Raw genomic sequence first — 17967 nt, 5'->3', positions numbered from 1 at the left:
CGCGCCCGGCCGTGATTCGCCGCCCATGCCGCAGGGCGTCTTGCCCCGCGCCTTTGCCCGGGCGGCCCTGCGTGCGGAAGGGAAAGCCCGCGTCGTTTCTGATGCGGAATCCGGGGCGGCGAACCCCGCGCGGCCCCTCTGCCGTGTTTTTCTTTGGTATTCCCTACGCCCGCCGTGCGCTTTTCCGCGTGCGTTTTCTGCCTGCGGCCTGTGTTTCTCCATCCACGGAGCGCGGCCGCGCATTCTCCGCACCCTGTGCCTCTGCCTCCTGAACCGGGGCAGAGGGGGAGCTTTGTGCCGCGCCCGGCCGTGATTCGCCGCCCATGCCGCAGGGCGTCTTGCCCCGCGCCTTTGCCCGGGCGGCCCTGCGTGCGGAAGGGAAAGCCCGCGTCGTTTCTGATGCGGAATCCGGGGCGGCGAACCCCGCGCGGCCCCTCTGCCGTGTTTTTCTTTGGTATTCCCCACGCCCCGCCGTGCGCTTTTCCGCGTGCGTTTTCTGCCCGCGGCCTGCGTTTCTCCATCCACGGAGCGCGGCCGCCTTTCCGGCAACGCGCCTCCCGTTTTTTCCGCACGCCGTTTTTCCATCTCCCCCATGAAAGCCCGGCATGCTCCCCTGCATGTCCTCCATGCCCCCCCCATGCCCCCCTGCCTCCGGCTCTTCTTCCTGCCGTCCGCGGCTTTTTTTTCGTCCGCCAAAGCCCCTCGTGCCTGAAAAGCCTTGTGCCGCAGGCGAAAAAAAATGCTTCACATGTGATTAATTTAACGATATACGGGACGCTCCTTTTCCCTCTCCGAAAAAGCGGGATCAGGGGAGGGAAGTGCTGACTGTGGAAAGATTTGAAGGATATTCGTCTTCATCTTCGGCAGAAAAAGTGTGACGCAGGTCACAGACTCTCTTTTTCTGCAGAGCGTATGAAGTCGAACTCTTCACCTGCGTGCGCGGAATAACCGTTGCCGCTCTTGTTTTTCACCCTGAAACCATACCGGATGAGGTTAGTATGAAAAAAATGACTGTGAGTTGCGTGACCATGCTCTGCCTGGCGCTTACGGGTTGCATGTCGGCCGGTCAGCATCGGGAAGCGGTGCGTGACGACGCTTCGGAAAAGATTTCCGCAGGCACGGTGCAGCGGGAAATCCGCAGGGGCATGTCGGGTGCGGAGGTGGTTTCCGTGCTCGGTTCGCCCAATCTCGTCACCACCGACAGCGAGGGCCGGGAAACCTGGGTATACGACAAGGTATCGACGGAACAGGTATATTCCACCTCGCAGGGCGGCGTGGGGAGCCTTCTGGGCGGCCTTGTGGGCGGCGCGGCAGGCGGGCTTTTCGGCGGCGCGAGCGGCAATGTGGAACGGGGCAGCGGCGCGGCGTCCACCAGTCAGAGAACCCTCACCGTCGTCATCAAGTTCGACGGGCAGGGCATGGTCAGAGATTACAGCTACCGTCAGTCCAGCTTTTAATGGAGCTTGATTGTGAAAAAAATACTTATTATGATGCTGTGTGCGGGCATGCTGGCGGGCTGTGCCCCACAGGTTCCCCGGGATGCGCTCCAGCTTGCGCCGGGCAGCCTTCAGGACAGGCAGATGCAGACGCGGCGTTTTGAAACCACAGACAGGGCCGCCATGCTTGCGGCGGCCACGGGAGTTCTTCAGGATCTGGGTTTCAGCCTTGAGGAGGCGGAAGTGCCCCTCGGGGTGCTGGTGGGTTCCAAGAAGAGGGATGCCACCAGCGTTTCGCAGTATGCAGGGGCCTTTCTTTTAGCCGCACTGGGCGGCGGCTCCGTGCCCACGGATTCCCATCAGACCATACGGGTATCCATGGTCATGCGGGAGAACAGCCGTCCGGCAGGGGGGAGCGCTCCGGTGCAGGGGCTTACCCCGCAGGAGAGGGAGCGCATCCGCAGCGATCTGGAAAGGAACCTTTCCGCCGCACTCCGGAAGCGGTATTCCCCGGAACGCAGCGAAAAGGTGGCCCGCGAGGCGGCGGAGAGCAGCGTAGCGGCTCTTGAGAACGACATGAAAAGGCTCCTGGCCGTGCAGACGGGCGGGGGAGATTCTCTGGTACGCGTGACCTTCCAGCGCATTGTATTCGACAACGAAGGCGGGATAAGCCGCGCCGAACAGATCAACGATCCGGCCATTTACCGGCAGTTCTACGAGAAACTTTCCAAGTCCGTGTTTCTGGAGGCTCATGAAATATGAAAAGAATCCTTCTTTCCGCGCTGTTTGTCGGCATGCTGCTGGTATCCGGCTGCGCCGTGGCCCCGGGCGACGCGCTTTTTGATGCGGGCGGCGCTTCTCAGCTGAGACTGCGGCAGATTCAGACGCGCTATTTCGACACCTCCGACAAGAAAAAGACCGTGGAAGCCGTCATTGCCACGCTGCAGGATCTGGGATTCGTCATCGACAAGGCCTCCCTCGACCTCGGCAGCGTCACCGGCACCAAGCTTAAAGGCTACACCGTGCGCATGACGGTCAACGTGGTGCCGCGCGGCAAGGCGCAGATGACGGTGCGCGCCAGCGCCCAGTACAACGTGACCCCCATCGAGGACCCCGTGCTTTATCAGGACTTTTTCAACGCCCTTTCCAAGAGCCTGTTCCTCCAGGCGCATCTGGAGGATTAGCGCTCCTTCCTGCGCGGCGCCCGTGTCGGATTCTTCCCCCCCCCCTCGGTCCGGCACGGGGGCCGCGCGCCGTCCGGCAGTTCCTCCTGCCGGATCCGGACGCCGGGGTTTTCCCCGGCGTTTTTGCGTATGTTGCCGCATGGGGCGGGAGAAGGGGGCGCCGGGGCGTTTTTTCAACAGGGCAACCTGTTTACCTGGATGCTTTTTTCCGCCGGAAGGGCGTTTTTTTCAGGAAAGGGGCGTTGCGGGGCGCGCCCGGGCGGTTCCGGGCGCTTTTTGTGCGGGGCTTTCCGGGGGCGGAGGCCTGCGGGGGCATGCTCTGGCCCTGCCGCAGGGGGCCGCGGGTTGCGGGAGGGCAGGCGCGGGCCTTTTCTGCCTCCCGGGACTCTTTTAAGGAAGGGGGCGCGTTCCCCCGGCCGTGCAGGGGAATGCCGCCTGCCGCGCAGGGCCGGAGGGCTTGGCGGAGCCTCAGGGCGGAACGCGCCGGAAAAGGCCCGGCGCAGCACAGGCGGCCCGGGCATGGCCGGGAAGGGGTGGGATTCTGCTGCGCGTCTGCATAAGGGGCGGCCGCGCGCTCCGGGCGGGCCGTTTTTTCTTTTTTTTGCGGAATACGGGGGGAAAATCCCTGCTGCAGGGCCTTTTGCCGCGGGTGTTTTTGCGCTATCATGGCTCCGACCTGCTCCAGATATGGGGGAAAATATGGAGAGAAAGAGAGCATGGGGGCTTGCGGCCTTTGCAGCGCTTCTGCTGTGCATTGCCGTGCATGCGACGGCGGCGGAAGTGCTTGACATGCAGCTGCACGAAAAGTGGGCTTCCTTTATAGTGACCGGTTCTTCGTGGACCACGGTACGCATGGCCACGGAAGAGGATGAAACAATGCTTGCGCTGGACATGTACCCCGACCGTACAGGCAGGTACGGGGGATCGTGGGAGCTGAAGCTTCTGGAAATGCTGCCTCCCGGGGATGCGGCGGACATGGCGGACCTGTTTCCCCTGGCCCTCAGCGGGCAGATGCGCGTGGACAGGAAAAAGACCCATGATGTCACGTTTCATTTTGCGCTGGAAGAAAATCTGCTGGTGATCCGCATTGCCGGGGATTATCATCAGGCCTTTCTTGAGGAAGCGAAGAAGGGTTCCATGCTCAGGATCAAGATGGGCGTGGACGATCCTCTGTATGCGGGCTTTTCTCTCGACGGCTTCACGGCGGCGCTGAACCGCTGCTTCCGCCTGGTGAAGGAAAGCGTGCGCCGTTATCCCCCGCACAGCGAGTATTTTGACGAAGAGCCCCCCTCCCGCCCGGAACAGAAGGAGCACGAGGCGTATTTTCTGTAACCGTTTTTCCGGCCACCGCCCGGATGCCCGTGCGCTGCGCCTTTTTTGAGGAAACATCATGCTGAGGCTCACCAGGGATATGGTGAAGAAGCGCTACGCGGCCATGAGCAGCGCGGAACTTCTTCGCCTTGACGCGCAGAAACTCACGCCTGAGGCGCGGGAGCTGTATGCGGAGGAGCTGGCACGGCGCGGCCTGAGCGCGCCGGAGCCGGGGACAGAAGCGCTCCCTGCGCGGCGCACCGGCAAGGGAAAAAGGCAGATCGCGGCCGCGCTTCTTCTCTGCCTGGCCGTGGGCGCGGGCCATGTTTCCCGCAGCCTGCCCGAGGGCTTTTCCATGGTTTCGGGGGCGGCCGTGCTCCTGCCCTGCCTTCTGGCCCTCTGGATTCTGCACCGGCGCTAGGCCGTTTTTTCCCGCGGGGTGCCATTGCGGCGTCTGTTCCGCGCCTTCCCCTCCGTCTTCCGTGCTGTTCTGTGTCTTCGCCCGCATTTCGCCGCAGGGCAGGGGGCTTTGTGCCGTGCTCCGGTCGGGGCGCACGTCTTTTCCGCCGCGGGGGAGGGGCGTTTTTCTGTCTGCGGCAGTGTCGGCCCCGGCGTCGTTCCTTCCGCGGGGCGGCGTTTCTCCCGGCTTCCGGAAGGGCGGTTCCGGCGCTTTCCGGCTGCGCATGTTCCTGCGTTTTTCCTCCCTTCCAAGGCTGCGTTTTCCGCCTCTATCCGTAAATAAAAGGGGCATAAAGGGAGGGGGCTTGATTCTTTCCGTATGCGGGGTATAATCGCCACACAAATGGCGGCCGCGTCGGGCGGACGGAGCCTTGTTTTTTGCGTGTTTTTCCGCAGAAGAGGCCCCGTTCCCACAGGCTGCAGAGCGTTACATACCGGGCAAGGCGGGAGGAGAGGATCGCCTGCCCCTTCTTTATCATTACGGTCTTATGGGCCTTTTCCCCTTTTCAACAAGGAAATGGCGTGAACAAACAGCATAAAGTGCTCATTGCCAACCGCGGTGAAATCGCGGTTCGCATCATTCAGGCATGCAGGAAGCTGGGGCTCGACTTCGTGTGCGTCCATACCGCGGAAGACGCCTGCTCCGGCCATGTCTCGCTGGCCCTGGAGCTGGGCGGCGAGAAGAGTCTGTACCGCATTTCGTCCTATCACGACGCCAACGAGCTTCTGAGCGTGGCCGATGAATCCGGGGCCACGGCGGTGCACCCCGGTTACGGCTTCTTTGCGGAAGATTTCCGCTTTGCCCGCCGCGTGACGGAACGCGGCCGCCCGCTTGTTTTCCTCGGGCCTTCCTGGCGCGTCATCCGCGATCTCGGCGACAAGATCAACACCAAGCGCCTTGCCCGTTCTCTGGGCGTGCCCACGGTGCCCGGTTCCGACAGGCCCGTGTACGACGAGCTGGAAGCGGAAAAAATCGCCCGCTCCCTCTTTGATTTTCAGATGCAGCAGGGCATTGCCCGCCCGCTCGTGCTGGTGAAGGCCTCTGCGGGCGGCGGCGGCATGGGCATCGAGGAAGTGTACGACATCGACATGTTCCGCCAGGTGTACCGCCGCATCCGCAACTACGCCATGCGTCAGTTCAAGGATGAGGGCGTGCTCATCGAGCAGCGCATCAAGGACTTCAACCATCTCGAAGTGCAGGTGCTTTCCGACCGTTCCGGCCGCCATCCCGTGCACTTCGGCACCCGCAACTGCTCCATCCAGTCCACCGGCCGCCAGAAGCGCCTTGAGGTGGCTCCCGGCTTCGATCCTTCCTCCATTCACTATGATTTCGACGCCAAGGCGCTCCTTGACGAAATCGTCATGCACTCCCTGAACATGGCGCGCAAGGTGGGCTACGACAGCGTGGGCACCTGGGAATGGATCGTCACCCGTGACGGGCATCCTTTCCTCATGGAAGTGAACACCCGCATTCAGGTGGAAAACGGCGTTTCCGCCGCCATCAGCCGCGTGAAGGGCAAGGAAGTGGACCTCATCGCCGAACAGATCCGCACCGGTCTCGGCGAACCTCTGGGCTACACGCAGGACGACATCACCTTCCACGGCGTGGGCGTGGAATACCGCATCATTGCCGAAGACCCGGACAACGGCTTTGCTCCCTGGGTGGGCGACATCGACCGCTTCAGCTGGGAGGAACACGACTGGTGCCGCGTGCACACCCATGTGCCCCCGGTTTCCAAGGAAAACCCCTACACCATTCCCACGGAGTTCGACCCCAACCTTGCCCTTGCCATCATCTGGGGCAAGGATCTTGCCGAGGTGAGCGCCAACGGGCTCGCCTTCCTGGACAAGCTTCGTCTGGAAGGGCACGACGGCAAGGGCGAGGCCCTGAAGTCCAATGTGGAGTTTCTGAAGAAAAAAACGGAGCGCATCCTGCGTTTCTAGTTTCCTGCCCTGCTCAGGAAGGGATAAAGATATATGATGGAATGGGAAAAGCAACTGCACCAGCTTGCCGACAGGCTGAGTTATCTCAAGGACATCTTCCCCGGCAAGCATGAGGAAGACATCTCGCTTCTTGAGTCCCGGCTCGAAGGCATGCGCAAGAAGCTGGAAACCTGCTCTCAGGAAGAGGCGCAGGCGGACATGACTTCGCTGGAAGATCTGTTCTTCTTCATCGAATGCAAGCTTGAAGACAAGCTCACCCCCATGGACAAGGTGCGCATCGTGCGTCACCCCCAGCGCATCTGCCTGCGCGACATTCTCGAAAACGTGTACGACAACTACACGGAAATCGGCGGGCAGGGCGAACACACCAACGACCCGGCCATGGTCATTGCCCGCGCCTACATCACGCGCAAGCGTCACGGCAAGGTGTGCCATCAGCCCGTGCTCGTCATCGGTCACGAAAAGGGCCACGGCGAGGAATTCCGCAACGGCGGTTCCGCCAAGCCCTGGGGCAATGCCAAGGCCAAGCACTACATGGGTGTGGCCGAAACCGAAGGCATACCCATCCACGCCTATGTGTTCACTCCCGGCGGCTATCCCCTGGAGGACTACCCCGGCGCGGCCCAGCAGATTGCCCGCAATATCTATGAAATGGCCGGCCTCACCGTGCCGCTCATCGCCATTTTCTCCGAAGGCGGCTCCGGCGGCGCCGAGGCCATTTCCCTGGCCGACAAGCGCCTCATGCTCTCCCACGGCTACTATTCCGTGATTTCCCCCGAGGGCGCGGCCGCCATCGAAGGCCGTCTGCGCGGCGGGGCGCGCGCTTCCGCCGAACTTGTGGAACGCTGCGCCAAGGATCTGCACCTCACCGCCGAAGACAACCTGAAGTTCGGCTATATCGACAAGATCATTCAGGAACCTGTGCTCGGCGCGCGGCCCTATCATTACGAATTCTTCCGCACCATCCGTCAGGAAGTCATCCGCGCCACCGATGAAGTGGTGCTCGCGGCCCGCGGGCTCGCCCCCCTGCGTGCGGCCACGCTCCGCCGCTTCCGCGACAGGGAACTGAACCTCGACGAAATTTCCGTGCGCTGGGATCTTTCCCGCAAGGCCCGTCAGCGCCTCGTGGAAAGGCGGCAGAACAAGTTCATCAAGGCTTCGCACCGCGAATGCCAGAACCGCCGCTCCGTCATGGGCCGCCTCGGCGATGCCTGGTCGGAACAGTGGTGGGAAATCTACAACCGCCTCATCTACGATTTCTATCACCGCAACCGCCGCACCTTTGCCAACCTGCTCGATGAACTCGGTTCCGAATGGGAAATGGTGAAGCTGCGCGCCATGAAGCCGTGGAACAGGCTGCGCCGCAAGCCCGTGGTGGAAAACACCGCTGCCGAAGAGGAACTCACCACCCTTTCCGAATGGGAAGAGTCCGATCGTTCCGGCTGGGCCTGGGTGAGCGACAAGGCCAAGGAAGACCGCGCCATATCCTGCCCCTATTCCGCCAAGCGCGGCTGCATGGACATGTGGGCCCCCGATCTCTACAACGAGTTCGCGGGCGTGTGCTCCACCTGCGGCCATCACTTCCCCATGGAATACCAGTGGGTCATGAACAACTGCTTCGATGAGAACTCCCTCTATGAGTTCAATACCGAAGTGGAGGCCGGCAACCCCCTTTCCTTCCCCGGTTTTGATGAAAAAATCGCCGAAGCCAAGAGAAAGACCGGCCTGAAGAGCGGCTGCATCACCTTTGAAGCCCGCCTCGACGGCGTGCAGGTGGTCGTGGCCATCCTTGTAGGCTCCTTCCGCGGCGGTTCCGTGGGCGTGGCCGAAGGTTCCAAGTTCGTTGCCGCCGCCGACCGCGCGCGCCGCAAGCGCTATCCCTTCATCGTGTACTGCCACGGCACCGCCGGCATACGCATTCAGGAAGGGACCCACGGCGTTATTCAGATGCCCCGCTGCACCGTGGCCGTGCGCCGCTATATCGAATCCGGCGGCCTCTACCTCGTGCTGTACGATACCAAGTCCTACGGCGGCCCTGTGGCCAGCTTCCTCGGCTGCGCCTTCTATCAGTTCGCCATCCGTTCTTCCGATATCGGCTTCGCCGGGCCGGGCGTCATCAAGAATACCACCGGTATCGACATCCCGCCGGATCACCACAACTGCTACAAGGCCCTTTCCCGCGGGCATATCCAGGGCGTGTGGGACCGCCGCGACGTGCGCGCCAACCTGCGCCAGGCCCTGGAAACCATGGGCGGCCGCAACCTTTACTATCGCTAGGGTGAACGCATGAGAGATATTGCCGAAGTCATGGAAGAACTCAAGGCCGCTCCCTATACGGAAAGGGAAGTCTGCGCCCCCCATACGGGCGTTCTCCGCTTTTCCGATATCGAGGAGGGCGCCCGGGTGAGCGGCTTTACCGGCACCTGGAAGGAAATTCCCGGCACCCATATCGCCACCATCACGCGCGAGAAAAACCCCTGCAAGGTCCTTGCTGCCGAACGCGGCGTGCTCCAGAAGCTCTACCGCGATCTCGACGGCTCCTTCGTGGAGGCCGGTACCCCCCTCGGCGTCATCCGCCACTACCTGACCCGCCAGGAAGTCGTCAGCAAGCTCCTCAAGGAAAGCCTCTACGCCTTCTGCGCCCCCGAACGCGCCAAGTACTACTTCGTGCCCGACGTGGACAAGAAGGTCAAAATCCTCGGCTGCCGTACCGTCTCCATCCACGACGGTATGGAACTCTTCATCGTCTCCCGTATGAAACGTGAGGCCCCCCTCTGCTATTCCGGCCCCGCCGGTATCATCTACGACGTCTACTTCGATCAGACCAAAAACGTCGACGCCGGCAGCCCCCTCATCGTCGTCTGCCCGCCGGAACAGCAGTCCGCCGTCGAAGACGTCGTCGCCCGTGTCCAGAGCGAATGGAACGAAGGCGAATAATAACCTGACGTGAACCCATCTCTGCGCCCGGCCCCGGCTTTGTCTGCGGCCGGGTGTTTTTGCAGCAAACTCCCGGGAAACGCAACAAGAGAGGAAACGCAGGAAAGGCACCGGGGCTCCGCCCCAGACCCCGCCGGGGGGAATGATTCCCCCCGGGCCCCCTCATCTGGCAGGGCGGAGGGGTGGGGGAAGGCAAAGGCCCTCCTTCGACTCGCTGCTGTTTTGGGGAGCGGGCAGGGCGCGCAAAGCGTTGCCGTACCGTATGGCCGCGGAGGCGGAAAGGCTGGGCATACCGCGTTCGGGCCGCCACCTCAGTGTGAGCGTGTCCTTCGGACCCGCTCACGCAGGCCGACTCCGTCCCGGCTTCGCCGGGCCGTCGTGTCAAAGGAAAGGATTTCAGGATATGGGGACGTTGTACGTCGGCTTCTGCGTTATTCGGTGCTTAGTTGCGGGAAAAGCATATCACACGACCGGGCGTTTTTTTGTTTTCAAAGGTGAGCCGTGTTTCAGCGCGCCGTTTTCCCTTTTGTATGCGAAGGGTAGGCATGGTACCTCAACCACAATAAGGAAAGAACATGGGCAGAATATTGCAGATTCGGGTAGGGGCATGGACGTATGACGAAGACGAGGTACTTCAGGCATGGCCGAAGCTCTGCGCGCTGGTGTGGGGAGAGCTGGACCGTTTCGGGCCTGTGGGCATGAAGCACGGCGTAACGGAACTTGCCGAATATCTGCCGGATTCTCTGCGTTTTGCGGATATGGACAAAGAAACGCGGGCGCTTCTCACTCCCGGCGTGGAAAAGGTGTCGGGCATACTGGCGGCCATGCGTTCCGCCCTTGCGGAATGGGATCCGCGCCGCGCCAATACCCTGAGCGACGAGCTGGAAGACGCCCTCACCGAACTGGAAAAGCAGGCCCCGGAAGAACTGGCCCGCCGTAAGTAGGTTCCGGCGGAAATTTTTGCCTCGCCCGGGTACCGTGAAGGCCTGTCTGCGCCGGACACACTGCACAGGAGGCGGGGCCTGTACGCCGGGGCATGGTGAATGCTTTTCCGACGACGATAAACGTCAACAGGGCGCATACCTGCGATAAAGGGCCGCGTACAGCGGCCCTTGTTTGGAATGGAGTTCCTTTGCACCTTGTTTTTTCAGCATGGCAGGCCGACACCATCACCCGGGGTGCCACAAACACCCGTCAGCGCCGGATACACGGTACAGGGTGCAGGACTTGCACGCCGGGCATGACGTTTAACGCCGGGAGTGAATCGCGCCTGCTTGCATCCACCGGCCCGGCCGTCTGAAGGCGTCAGGGTGCCCCACAGTGTTGATACACGGCTTTCCTTCACAAACCGGCTCCCACAGCGTTGATACAAGGCCGACCTTCACAGACAGAAGCAGTATAACGCAAAAGCCGACATACAACGCCCCCCTATCTTTTCATCCCTTCCTTTGATCCTGTTTTCCGGCAACGGCCGGAAAACAGGCGGCCTGCGTGAGCGGGCACGAAGTGCACGCTCACACTGAGGTGGCGGCCCCCGCGCCGTCTTCCGAAAAACTCCGCCCTCTGCCTGCCTTCCCGGTCCACAGCCCACAGAGAGCATTCGCTTTCACGCCCTGAGTGCTTCGGGCACAGCAGCGAGTCGAAGGAGGGCCTGTGCCTTCCCTTCCCCTTTTGCCCTGCCAGATGAGGGGGCCCGGGGGGAATCATTCCCCCCGGCGGGGTCTGGGGCGGAGCCCCGGTGCCTTTCGGGGTGCGGGGCTGGCCCCGCGTGCCTTTTCTGCCTTTCCTCTCTTTTTCAGCGAGTTACACGAAAAAGAGTTTCATGGTGAGCATGGCGAGGGCGGAGTTGAGCAAGCCTATGGCGTAGAGGGCGGGGTAGTGGCGGGGGCTGACGCCGGCCACGCCGAGGATACGTCCGGCGTACTGTATTTGTGCGCCCATGAGGAAGATGGCGGGCATGATGATACTGACGTGATCGGCGTTCATGATACCGTGGGAGTAGAGGCCTGCGGCGGCGCCGACGCCTCCGCCTGCGGAGAACCAGGTAGAGATGAGCACGGTAACGGACTCACCGGGCAGGCCGAAGAGGTTCATGACGGGGGCGCAGAGTCTGCCCACGGCATCGAGGAGGCCGCTGGTCTGGAGGAGGCTGATAAAGGCGAAGGCGAGGACCACGTTGGGGAGCATGTTCTGGGTAGCGACCTTCCAGCCTTTGACGGCGCCGTCGACAAAGGCGGCATACAGGCTATGGGACATGGCGGAGCTCCTTTTTTTCCACGAGGTGGAGGTAGAGGCGCATGAGATTGGTCCCTGCCACCTTGTAGAAGAGGATGACGCCGAGGGGCAGAAGGTGCGGCACGGAGAGGAAGGGGAAGAGCGCCGTACCCATGCTGAGGTACACGGTTACGGAGGAAGCGGAACAGAACTGGAACGCGGCAAAGAGGTTTTTTTCCTTTTCGGTAATAAGGCCCTGATCGGCGAGGCTGCGCGTCATGGCGGCGCCGGCATCGGAGCTTTGCAGGCTGGAGATGAGGGCCAGGGCGGCGGAGCCGGGCAGGCCGAGCAGGGGCCGCATGAGGGGGGTCAGGAGTTTCTGTCCGGCGCGCAGGGCGTCCATGCGTTCTGCGGCCTCCACCACGCTGAGGGCAGGCATGATGCCGGGCACGAGGGAGAGGGCGAAGAGAAATCCGTAGCGCGCTCCGCTTCCGCCCCTGCCGAGAAAGGTGAACTCTTCCGCAATCCTGCCGAAGGAACCGCTGAGCAGGGAAAAGTCGAGACAGCGCAGAGCGCCCGGCGCGTCGGCAAAGGCGCCGGAAAAGAAGAGTATGGTCAGCACAAGGGCCGCGTAGGCCTTCCACGAAAGCGCGGCGCTGTCGGCCGCGGGGGAGAGGGGCGCGTCGGTCATGCGGAATCTCCATTCAGCTGTTTTTTCATGATTTCCTGGGCCAGGGCGCGGGCCGTGGCCCTGTCCGGCTTGCCGGATCCGGTGAAGGGCAGGCGCTCCACCGTGAAAACGTGCTTGGGCCGGGCATAGGGGTGCAGGCGCGCCATGAAGGGCGCGGGGTCTTCCCCGCCGGGTTCCACCAGCAGGCAGACCGCTTCCCCGAAGTGCCCGTCGGGCACGGCGGTGATCTGGAAGGGCCTGGGCAGGGCGAGCGCTTCTTCCAGCTCTTCGATATGCAGCTTGATACCGCCGGAATTGATGACATTGTCCCTGCGGCCCAGGATGCGGAAACGGCCTTTTTCGTCGAAGGCGGCAAGGTCGTTGGTGACAAGTTCCTGTTCGCACACGGCGGGCGCGTGTATGGCCAGACAGCCTTCTTCCGTGAGGCGCAGATGCACTCCGGCGAAGGGGGAGTACCATGCGGAGGCCTCCGGCCCGCTCAGACGGCGCAGCGCAATATGCGACAGGGTTTCCGTCATGCCGTAGGTGGACCATACGTTGTGCGGAAAGTCGCGGAGGGTGCGGGCAAGGTCTGCCGGAACGGCGCTTCCGCCCAGAATGAGATGTTCCGTGCCCCGGAGCATGGCGGCTTCGTGGGCGTTTTCCAGGGAGGAAACGGCCTGTGCCGGGGTCATGGCCAGAAAGCGCGGCGGCTTTTGAAGAGAGCGCAGCGCATGGCCGGAAGCTTCCTCGCACCAGAGGTCGAGCCCGCCTTCCAGCGCGCGCACCACCATCATCTGCGCGCCGATGTAGCGCAGCGGCATGCACAGCAGGGCCGTGTCGCCTTTGTTCAGCCCGAGAAAGTCAAGGGTCATGCGGGCGCTTGCGCGCATGCGTTCCTTTCGGGCGTACATGCGTTTGGGCGTGCCCGTGGAGCCGGAACTGTGCACCTCAAGGACGGGGGAGGGGCTGTACCAGACTTCGAGAAAGTCCGCGAGATCTTCACGGGTGCAGCGTTTTTCGTGGCCGCGCAGGGCAGGCAGGTCTTCCGGGCCGAAACTCTGGCCGTATAAGGTGAGGCGCTTCATGGCAGACCTACGGAAACAGCGGCGTGCGGGAAAAATCGGGACGGCGTTTTTCCAGAAAGGCGCGGCCGCCTTCCTGCGCTTCGTCGGTAAGGTAATAAAGAAGCGTGGCGTCTCCGGCCAGCTCCTGAAAGCCTGCCTGTCCGTCCAGTTCCGCATTGAGCCCCGCCTTGATCATGCGCAGGGCAAGCGGGCTGTGCTGCATCATGGTTTCGGCCCATTCCACCAGGGTGTCTTCCAGTTTATCCTGAGGCACCACCGTGTTCACAAGGCCCATGGCAAGGGCCTGCTGCGCGTCGTACTGGCGGCACAGGAACCAGATTTCCCGCGCCTTTTTCTGCCCCACCACGCGCGCGAGGTAGGAAGCGCCGAAGCCCGCGTCGAAACTGCCCACCCGGGGCCCGGTCTGCCCGAATCGGGCGTTTTCCGAGGCAATGGTGAGATCGCACACCACATGGAGCACATGGCCGCCCCCTATGGCATAGCCGTTCACCACGACAATCACGGGCTTGGGCAGGGAACGTATCTGCTTCTGCACGTCGAGCACGTTGAGGCGCGGCACGCCGTCCTGCCCCACATAGCCGCCCCGGCCCTTGAAGTTCATGTCGCCGCCGCTGCAGAAGGCCTTGTCCCCCGCGCCGGTAAGCGCCACCACGCGGATATCGTTCATTTCCCGGCACAGACGCAGGGCGTCGCCCATTTCCGCCACCGTCACGGGCGTGAAGGCGTTGCGCCGGTGCGGCCTGTTGATGGTGATTTTCCCTATCCCGTTGTGGTATTCAAACAGGATGTCCTCGCAGGTTCTGATGGTCGTTCATTCACGCTGGTTCATGATGCTTCCTTGGCATGAGGTAAAGGTTGCGTTGCCCCGGCGGTGCCGGGCGGGCCTTTGCCGTGCGGGCGGCCTTGGTGCCGGAATACGGGCGCGCCCGTCAGTGCGGCAGGGTTTTGATGCAGTTGGTCACGCGGCCGGAGGAAATGAGCCGGCCGCGGCTGTCGTGAATATCCACGTTCCATACATGCAGATGCCGCGTGTGCTGGAGCAGGGTGGCCGTGGCCGTCACCTCGTCCCCCAGGGGAACGGCGTGCATGTGGTTGGCGCTTACCTGAATGCCGAGGGGCACTTCCCCGGCCGCGCAGAGCGCAATGGAGCCGTAACCGGCCAGCGTTTCCATAAGCGCCAGAGACGCGCCGCCGCTCAGATAGCCGAACGGCTGACAGACGCGCTCTTCCACCTTCATGCGGGCCGTGGCGCGGCCTTCCGAGGCGGAAAGAATCTCCATGCCCAGCACGTCGTGAAGAAGTGCGGGCTTCGTATCGTTGTGTTCCATGGCAGTACTCCCTGTTCCGCTCCCTTTTCTGAGCGGAAGAGGGGGAAGCATAGCCAAGTTAAGCGTTTACGGCAAGTGGCCGGACCTGTACCGCATGCCGTGTTCAGCAGCAGGGGCGCTGTGATCTGTATCACAGAAAAAATCTCCTGCAGAAAAGGCGGAACATGAAGTGCAGCATCCTTTCTTTGTCTTGTGCTGCAATGCTTTTGAAGAATAAAACCGTGCATGAGGGCAAAGATGGCGGAAAACCGTATTCCGCAGGGCCTGTTTGCGGAAAGGATCCGGAAATCCGCTCCCGCGGGGGCCTTGCCGTACCTCGCGCCCGGGTGCGGCATCTGCCGGGAGCGCGGGGGAAAATCGCCGAAGCGGGCTGCTTTTTATGGGGAGAGCGCGGCGGTAAAGAGGGCGTGCTGCTCCCTGCGGGGGGGGAGCGCAGGCCCCCGGCTTGCCTGCGGCCTCCGGGGGAAAAATCGGCTTTTTCGGGGAAGGAAAGGTGTGGGAAGCGCGGGAAGAAGCAGAGAAGGGAAGGGGGAGGGGAAGGCGGGAAAAACGGGGTGAACCCTGCGGAATGACGGAAAAAAAGGAAATCAGCGGCGGAAGCGGGGAAAAAAGAAAATCAGCGGCGGAAGGGGCGGAAGGCAGGTTGGGAAAAGCGGCGGAAGTGTGAAGAAGGCGGCGGGCCCCGGCTTCAGGAGGCCCGCACAGGCAGTCCTGCCGCACGGCGTTATGGTCGCACGGCAGGGGAAAGGGGGCGGCTAACGTCCGGCCTTTTGCAGTTCCAGCTGAAGCCGGGCGGAGGCTCCGTCGATCATGCCCTGCAGCCGTGCAAGGTAGGCCTGCCGGTTGATGAGCGGGTGCGGGTCTGAGGGCTTCAGGCTCTGGAGAGACGGAATCATTTCCGTGAGCCCGGTACTGAAGGGATGCGCCGTAAGGTCGGCTTCGATGTGCAGCGCGTCCTCACCCAGCTTCTTCATGCTGTCGATATAGGCGCGCACCTGTTCGGGGCCTTCAATGGCGTTCAGGCCCTGCCCGCCTACGGTCACGGCCTTGCAGCGCCTCTCTCCGTGGCGCACCGTATAGACATAGGAGGCCGTTCCCCAGGTGTGCCCCGGCGTTTCCAGCACGGTGAACACGTTGTCGCCGCAGGTGATCTGCTCTCCGTCCGAGGCCACGATGTCGTGCCTTCGGGCATGATCCAGGCGTTTTTCGTGCCCCTGCTTTCTTCGGCATAACGGAAGGATTCCTCCCACCCTTTTTTCGTCATCACGAAACGGGCGTTCTTCAGAAGCGGTTTCAGGCGGTTGCAGCCGCCCACATGGTCGAAGTGCCCGTGCGTCATGAGCACATAGCGGATGTTTTCCGGCGCAATGCCTACGGTTTTCAGGTTTTCCAGAAGGAAGGGAGTGAACGGTTCGTGCGTGGTGTCGATGAGCACCCAGCCTTCTTTGGTGTCCACGGCCCAGGCCGAAACCCAGGTCAGGCCCACCTGCCACACGTTGTCAAAGGCACGGTAGGGCGCGCGTTTCTGGCAGGCGGGGTCGTTCAGCCAGGCGTCGAGTTTCGGGGGCATGCGTTTCGTGGCGCCGAATTCCTGAAAAAGGCGGCTTACTTCGGAAGAATTCATATTGGCTGCGGCGGCAGAGGCGGTAAAGGCGGGGCACAGGGCCGCACCGGCGGCGCAGCAGCTCAGGGTGAGAAAATGACGGCGGGACATGTTCATACGTTTTCCTTTGTATATAATGAAAAATATTCAGACAACTATGATAGAATGTTCCGGGTTATCGTACAAGTGGGTGTAATACTTTGTCATGCTTTGGAAGAAAGGCCCGGCAACGCGCCCGGCGGGGGCGGAGGCGTCTTTCCGCAACCTGTGGGAAAGAAAAGGAAATCGGCGCCGTTCCCCGGCATGGCGGAAAGGGGCGGGGCTGCCGCGGCTTTTCCTGCGCGCGGGGCATGGCGTGCTGAAGCCCGGCGAGGACGTGCCCTTCAGGTTTTTTCCTGCGCGCGCGGGGCATGGGGCACTCCCGGCGGCCTTTTCCTGCGCGCGGGCATGGGGAGGTGGGCGGAAAAAAGGCGGCCCGTCTCTGCACCGAGGCGGGCCGCCGTGAAAGGCAGGTGTTTCAGGTTGTGCTACACGATGGAACGATAGATGAGCACCAGACCGGAGAGGAGGATCATGCCGAGCAGCAGCTTACGGAAGGCCTGCTGAGGCATGCGCCGCACCACGGGAATACTGATGAGCACGCCGAGCACGGCGCTGGGCAGGGATACGGAAACCGCGCCGATGAGGCTTTCGGAATACAGACCTGCCTGCCACTGGCCGAAAATAAGGCCCACGTTGAGGAAGTTGAAGTACATGCTGGTGGAGGCCAGCGCGTTTTCCTTTTCCCATCCGCGGAAGGCCGCGTACACCGCAAGTACCGGCCCGCCCAGGCTGGTGCAGGAGGTGAGAAATGCCCCTGCCACCCCGGCGATAAAGGCATACAGAGGCTTATAGGGAAGCGCCGGCCGCATGCGCCGGGAAAGATACTGCCACGACACAAAGAAGATGAGCATCACGCCCACGCCGAACAGCAGCACCGGCCCGGAAACCGTGGTGAGCAGCACAAGCCCTGCGGGAATCCCCGGAATGCACCCCAGCGCAAGAAAGATGACCTCGCGCCACAGAATATGACGCCGGTAAATGATGGCCAGCGCCAGCGGCATGATGAAGCCCGTAAGGCAGGAAATGAGAATGGCATCCCTCGGCGTGGTCAGAAACGTGACCACCGGCATGGCTATCATGCCGCCGCCGATGGACGTGACCCCGTGGACAAAGCCCCCGAGCAGCCAGATCGCCGCAATACAGACAAGTTGGGCAAACGTCATGCCGCACTCCTTGGATGCGTATCCTGAAGGTTCCCTGCCCCGGAAAAGCACCGCTCCCCCCGGGCCGCCTTCCTTCCGAAGGCAACGCTCATACCCGTCCATAAGGAAGCAAATCCCCCCTTCTGTCAAGCCCTTGAAAGAGCAGGAAGAGAGGAAACGCAGGAAAGGCACGCGGGCCCGCCCCGCACCCCGGAAAGGCACCGGGGCTCCGCCCCAGACCCCGCCGGGGGGAATGATTCCCCCCGGGCCCCCTCATCTGGCAGGGCGAAAGGGGACGGGAATGCAAAGTCCCTCCTCCGACTCGCTGCTGTGCCCGGAACCCGTAGGCGGAACGTTCCGGTGTACCGGCATTCTGTGGCCCGACTCCGTGCAGGTGTGCGCTGCCGCGCCCACCTGCGGTGGCCGACTCCGTCCCGGCCTGCGCCGGGCCGTCGTTTTAAAGGAAAAGATTTCAGGATAGGATGAGCGTGGTATGTCGGCCTCTGCCTTATTCGGCTCCCGTTTGCATAAGGAAAGCCGATTTTCAAC

At 62.4% G+C, this 17967-nt stretch carries 17 protein-coding genes; 9 read left to right on the top strand and 8 right to left on the bottom strand.

Features of this window, described 5'->3' with window-relative positions; genetic code table 11:
* Positions 1-998 precede the first annotated feature (998 nt).
* The 9 genes from Q0K07_RS10360 to Q0K07_RS10320 all read left to right on the top strand — a co-directional run bounded on the left by Q0K07_RS10360 (position 999) and on the right by Q0K07_RS10320 (position 10215).
* Entirely contained in the window at positions 999-1457 is a 459-nt protein-coding gene (locus tag Q0K07_RS10360) for a hypothetical protein (RefSeq protein WP_294558970.1), read from the top strand.
* A gap of 12 nt (positions 1458-1469) precedes the next feature.
* The gene (locus Q0K07_RS10355; protein WP_294558968.1) at positions 1470-2198 is read left to right on the top strand and encodes a hypothetical protein; all 729 of its coding nucleotides are present in this window, start codon (positions 1470-1472) and stop codon (positions 2196-2198) included.
* Positions 2195-2620: a hypothetical protein gene (locus tag Q0K07_RS10350; RefSeq protein ID WP_294558966.1), complete on the top strand. Its 426-nt coding sequence runs from the start codon at positions 2195-2197 to the stop codon at positions 2618-2620. The genes Q0K07_RS10355 and Q0K07_RS10350 overlap by 4 nt, the downstream gene beginning before the upstream one ends.
* Positions 2621-3319: 699 nt before the next feature.
* Positions 3320-3952 carry a hypothetical protein gene (locus Q0K07_RS10345; protein WP_294558964.1) on the top strand — a complete coding sequence of 211 codons (633 nt, stop codon included), beginning with the start codon at positions 3320-3322 and terminating at the stop codon, positions 3950-3952.
* Positions 3953-4010: 58 nt separating this feature from the next.
* Entirely contained in the window at positions 4011-4352 is a 342-nt protein-coding gene (locus Q0K07_RS10340; protein ID WP_294558962.1) for a hypothetical protein, read from the top strand.
* A 560-nt stretch (positions 4353-4912) separates the two neighbouring features.
* Positions 4913-6334, top strand: a complete 1422-nt coding sequence (locus Q0K07_RS10335) for a biotin carboxylase N-terminal domain-containing protein (RefSeq protein ID WP_294558960.1) — start codon at positions 4913-4915, stop codon at positions 6332-6334.
* Positions 6335-6370: 36 nt separating this feature from the next.
* On the top strand, positions 6371-8611 hold the full coding sequence (locus Q0K07_RS10330; RefSeq protein WP_294558974.1) for an acetyl-CoA carboxylase carboxyl transferase subunit alpha/beta: 2241 nt from the start codon (positions 6371-6373) through the stop codon (positions 8609-8611).
* 9 nt (positions 8612-8620) lie between these two features.
* Complete coding sequence (locus Q0K07_RS10325; RefSeq protein WP_294558958.1) at positions 8621-9271, top strand: biotin attachment protein; 651 nt, start codon at positions 8621-8623, stop codon at positions 9269-9271.
* A 575-nt stretch (positions 9272-9846) separates the two neighbouring features.
* Complete coding sequence (locus tag Q0K07_RS10320) at positions 9847-10215, top strand: hypothetical protein (RefSeq protein ID WP_294558956.1); 369 nt, start codon at positions 9847-9849, stop codon at positions 10213-10215.
* Between the two features lie 859 nt (positions 10216-11074).
* Here the strand turns inward: Q0K07_RS10320 and Q0K07_RS10315 are convergent.
* The 8 genes from Q0K07_RS10315 to Q0K07_RS10280 all read right to left on the bottom strand — a co-directional run bounded on the left by Q0K07_RS10315 (position 11075) and on the right by Q0K07_RS10280 (position 17439).
* On the bottom strand, positions 11075-11527 hold the full coding sequence (locus Q0K07_RS10315) for a YjiG family protein (protein ID WP_294558954.1): 453 nt from the start codon (positions 11525-11527) through the stop codon (positions 11075-11077).
* Entirely contained in the window at positions 11517-12176 is a 660-nt protein-coding gene (locus tag Q0K07_RS10310) for a nucleoside recognition domain-containing protein (RefSeq protein ID WP_294558953.1), read from the bottom strand. The genes Q0K07_RS10315 and Q0K07_RS10310 overlap by 11 nt, the downstream gene beginning before the upstream one ends.
* The gene (locus tag Q0K07_RS10305; RefSeq protein ID WP_294558951.1) at positions 12173-13243 is read right to left on the bottom strand and encodes an AMP-binding protein; all 1071 of its coding nucleotides are present in this window, start codon (positions 13241-13243) and stop codon (positions 12173-12175) included. Before Q0K07_RS10305 ends, Q0K07_RS10310 begins: the two co-directional genes overlap by 4 nt.
* A 7-nt stretch (positions 13244-13250) precedes the next feature.
* Positions 13251-14048 (bottom strand): 1,4-dihydroxy-2-naphthoyl-CoA synthase, encoded by a 798-nt coding sequence (menB, locus tag Q0K07_RS10300; RefSeq protein ID WP_294558972.1) that lies wholly within the window; start codon positions 14046-14048, stop codon positions 13251-13253.
* Positions 14049-14172: 124 nt separating this feature from the next.
* A complete protein-coding gene (locus tag Q0K07_RS10295; RefSeq protein ID WP_294558949.1) occupies positions 14173-14571 on the bottom strand; it encodes a PaaI family thioesterase in 399 nt (132 codons plus the stop codon).
* A gap of 755 nt (positions 14572-15326) precedes the next feature.
* Complete coding sequence (locus Q0K07_RS10290; RefSeq protein ID WP_294558947.1) at positions 15327-15614, bottom strand: hypothetical protein; 288 nt, start codon at positions 15612-15614, stop codon at positions 15327-15329.
* Positions 15611-16291 carry an MBL fold metallo-hydrolase gene (locus tag Q0K07_RS10285; RefSeq protein WP_294558946.1) on the bottom strand — a complete coding sequence of 227 codons (681 nt, stop codon included), beginning with the start codon at positions 16289-16291 and terminating at the stop codon, positions 15611-15613. Before Q0K07_RS10285 ends, Q0K07_RS10290 begins: the two co-directional genes overlap by 4 nt.
* A gap of 410 nt (positions 16292-16701) precedes the next feature.
* Positions 16702-17439 carry a sulfite exporter TauE/SafE family protein gene (locus tag Q0K07_RS10280; protein ID WP_294558945.1) on the bottom strand — a complete coding sequence of 246 codons (738 nt, stop codon included), beginning with the start codon at positions 17437-17439 and terminating at the stop codon, positions 16702-16704.
* Positions 17440-17967: the final 528 nt, after the last annotated feature.

The organism is uncultured Mailhella sp. (assembly GCF_944324615.1).
In the GTDB taxonomy this organism is placed as follows: Bacteria; Desulfobacterota; Desulfovibrionia; order Desulfovibrionales; family Desulfovibrionaceae; genus Mailhella.
The sequence above is the reverse complement of the archived record's forward strand: the minus strand, read 5'-3'. Positions and strand labels throughout refer to the sequence as shown.

Bases quoted from the DNA above. Each gene is read 5' to 3' on its own strand.
- Q0K07_RS10360 (WP_294558970.1), top strand. From the start codon at position 999: ATGAAAAAAATGACTGTGAGTTGCGTGACCATGCTCTGCCTGGCGCTT.
- Q0K07_RS10350 (WP_294558966.1), top strand. From the start codon at position 2,195: ATGAAAAGAATCCTTCTTTCCGCGCTGTTTGTCGGCATGCTGCTGGTA.
- Q0K07_RS10345 (WP_294558964.1), top strand. From the start codon at position 3,320: ATGGAGAGAAAGAGAGCATGGGGGCTTGCGGCCTTTGCAGCGCTTCTG.
- Q0K07_RS10340 (WP_294558962.1), top strand. From the start codon at position 4,011: ATGCTGAGGCTCACCAGGGATATGGTGAAGAAGCGCTACGCGGCCATG.
- Q0K07_RS10330 (WP_294558974.1), top strand. From the start codon at position 6,371: ATGGAATGGGAAAAGCAACTGCACCAGCTTGCCGACAGGCTGAGTTAT.
- Q0K07_RS10325 (WP_294558958.1), top strand. From the start codon at position 8,621: ATGAGAGATATTGCCGAAGTCATGGAAGAACTCAAGGCCGCTCCCTAT.
- Q0K07_RS10320 (WP_294558956.1), top strand. From the start codon at position 9,847: ATGGGCAGAATATTGCAGATTCGGGTAGGGGCATGGACGTATGACGAA.
- Q0K07_RS10315 (WP_294558954.1), bottom strand. From the start codon at position 11,527: ATGTCCCATAGCCTGTATGCCGCCTTTGTCGACGGCGCCGTCAAAGGC.
- Q0K07_RS10310 (WP_294558953.1), bottom strand. From the start codon at position 12,176: ATGACCGACGCGCCCCTCTCCCCCGCGGCCGACAGCGCCGCGCTTTCG.
- Q0K07_RS10305 (WP_294558951.1), bottom strand. From the start codon at position 13,243: ATGAAGCGCCTCACCTTATACGGCCAGAGTTTCGGCCCGGAAGACCTG.
- Q0K07_RS10295 (WP_294558949.1), bottom strand. From the start codon at position 14,571: ATGGAACACAACGATACGAAGCCCGCACTTCTTCACGACGTGCTGGGC.
- Q0K07_RS10285 (WP_294558946.1), bottom strand. From the start codon at position 16,291: ATGAACATGTCCCGCCGTCATTTTCTCACCCTGAGCTGCTGCGCCGCC.
- Q0K07_RS10280 (WP_294558945.1), bottom strand. From the start codon at position 17,439: ATGACGTTTGCCCAACTTGTCTGTATTGCGGCGATCTGGCTGCTCGGG.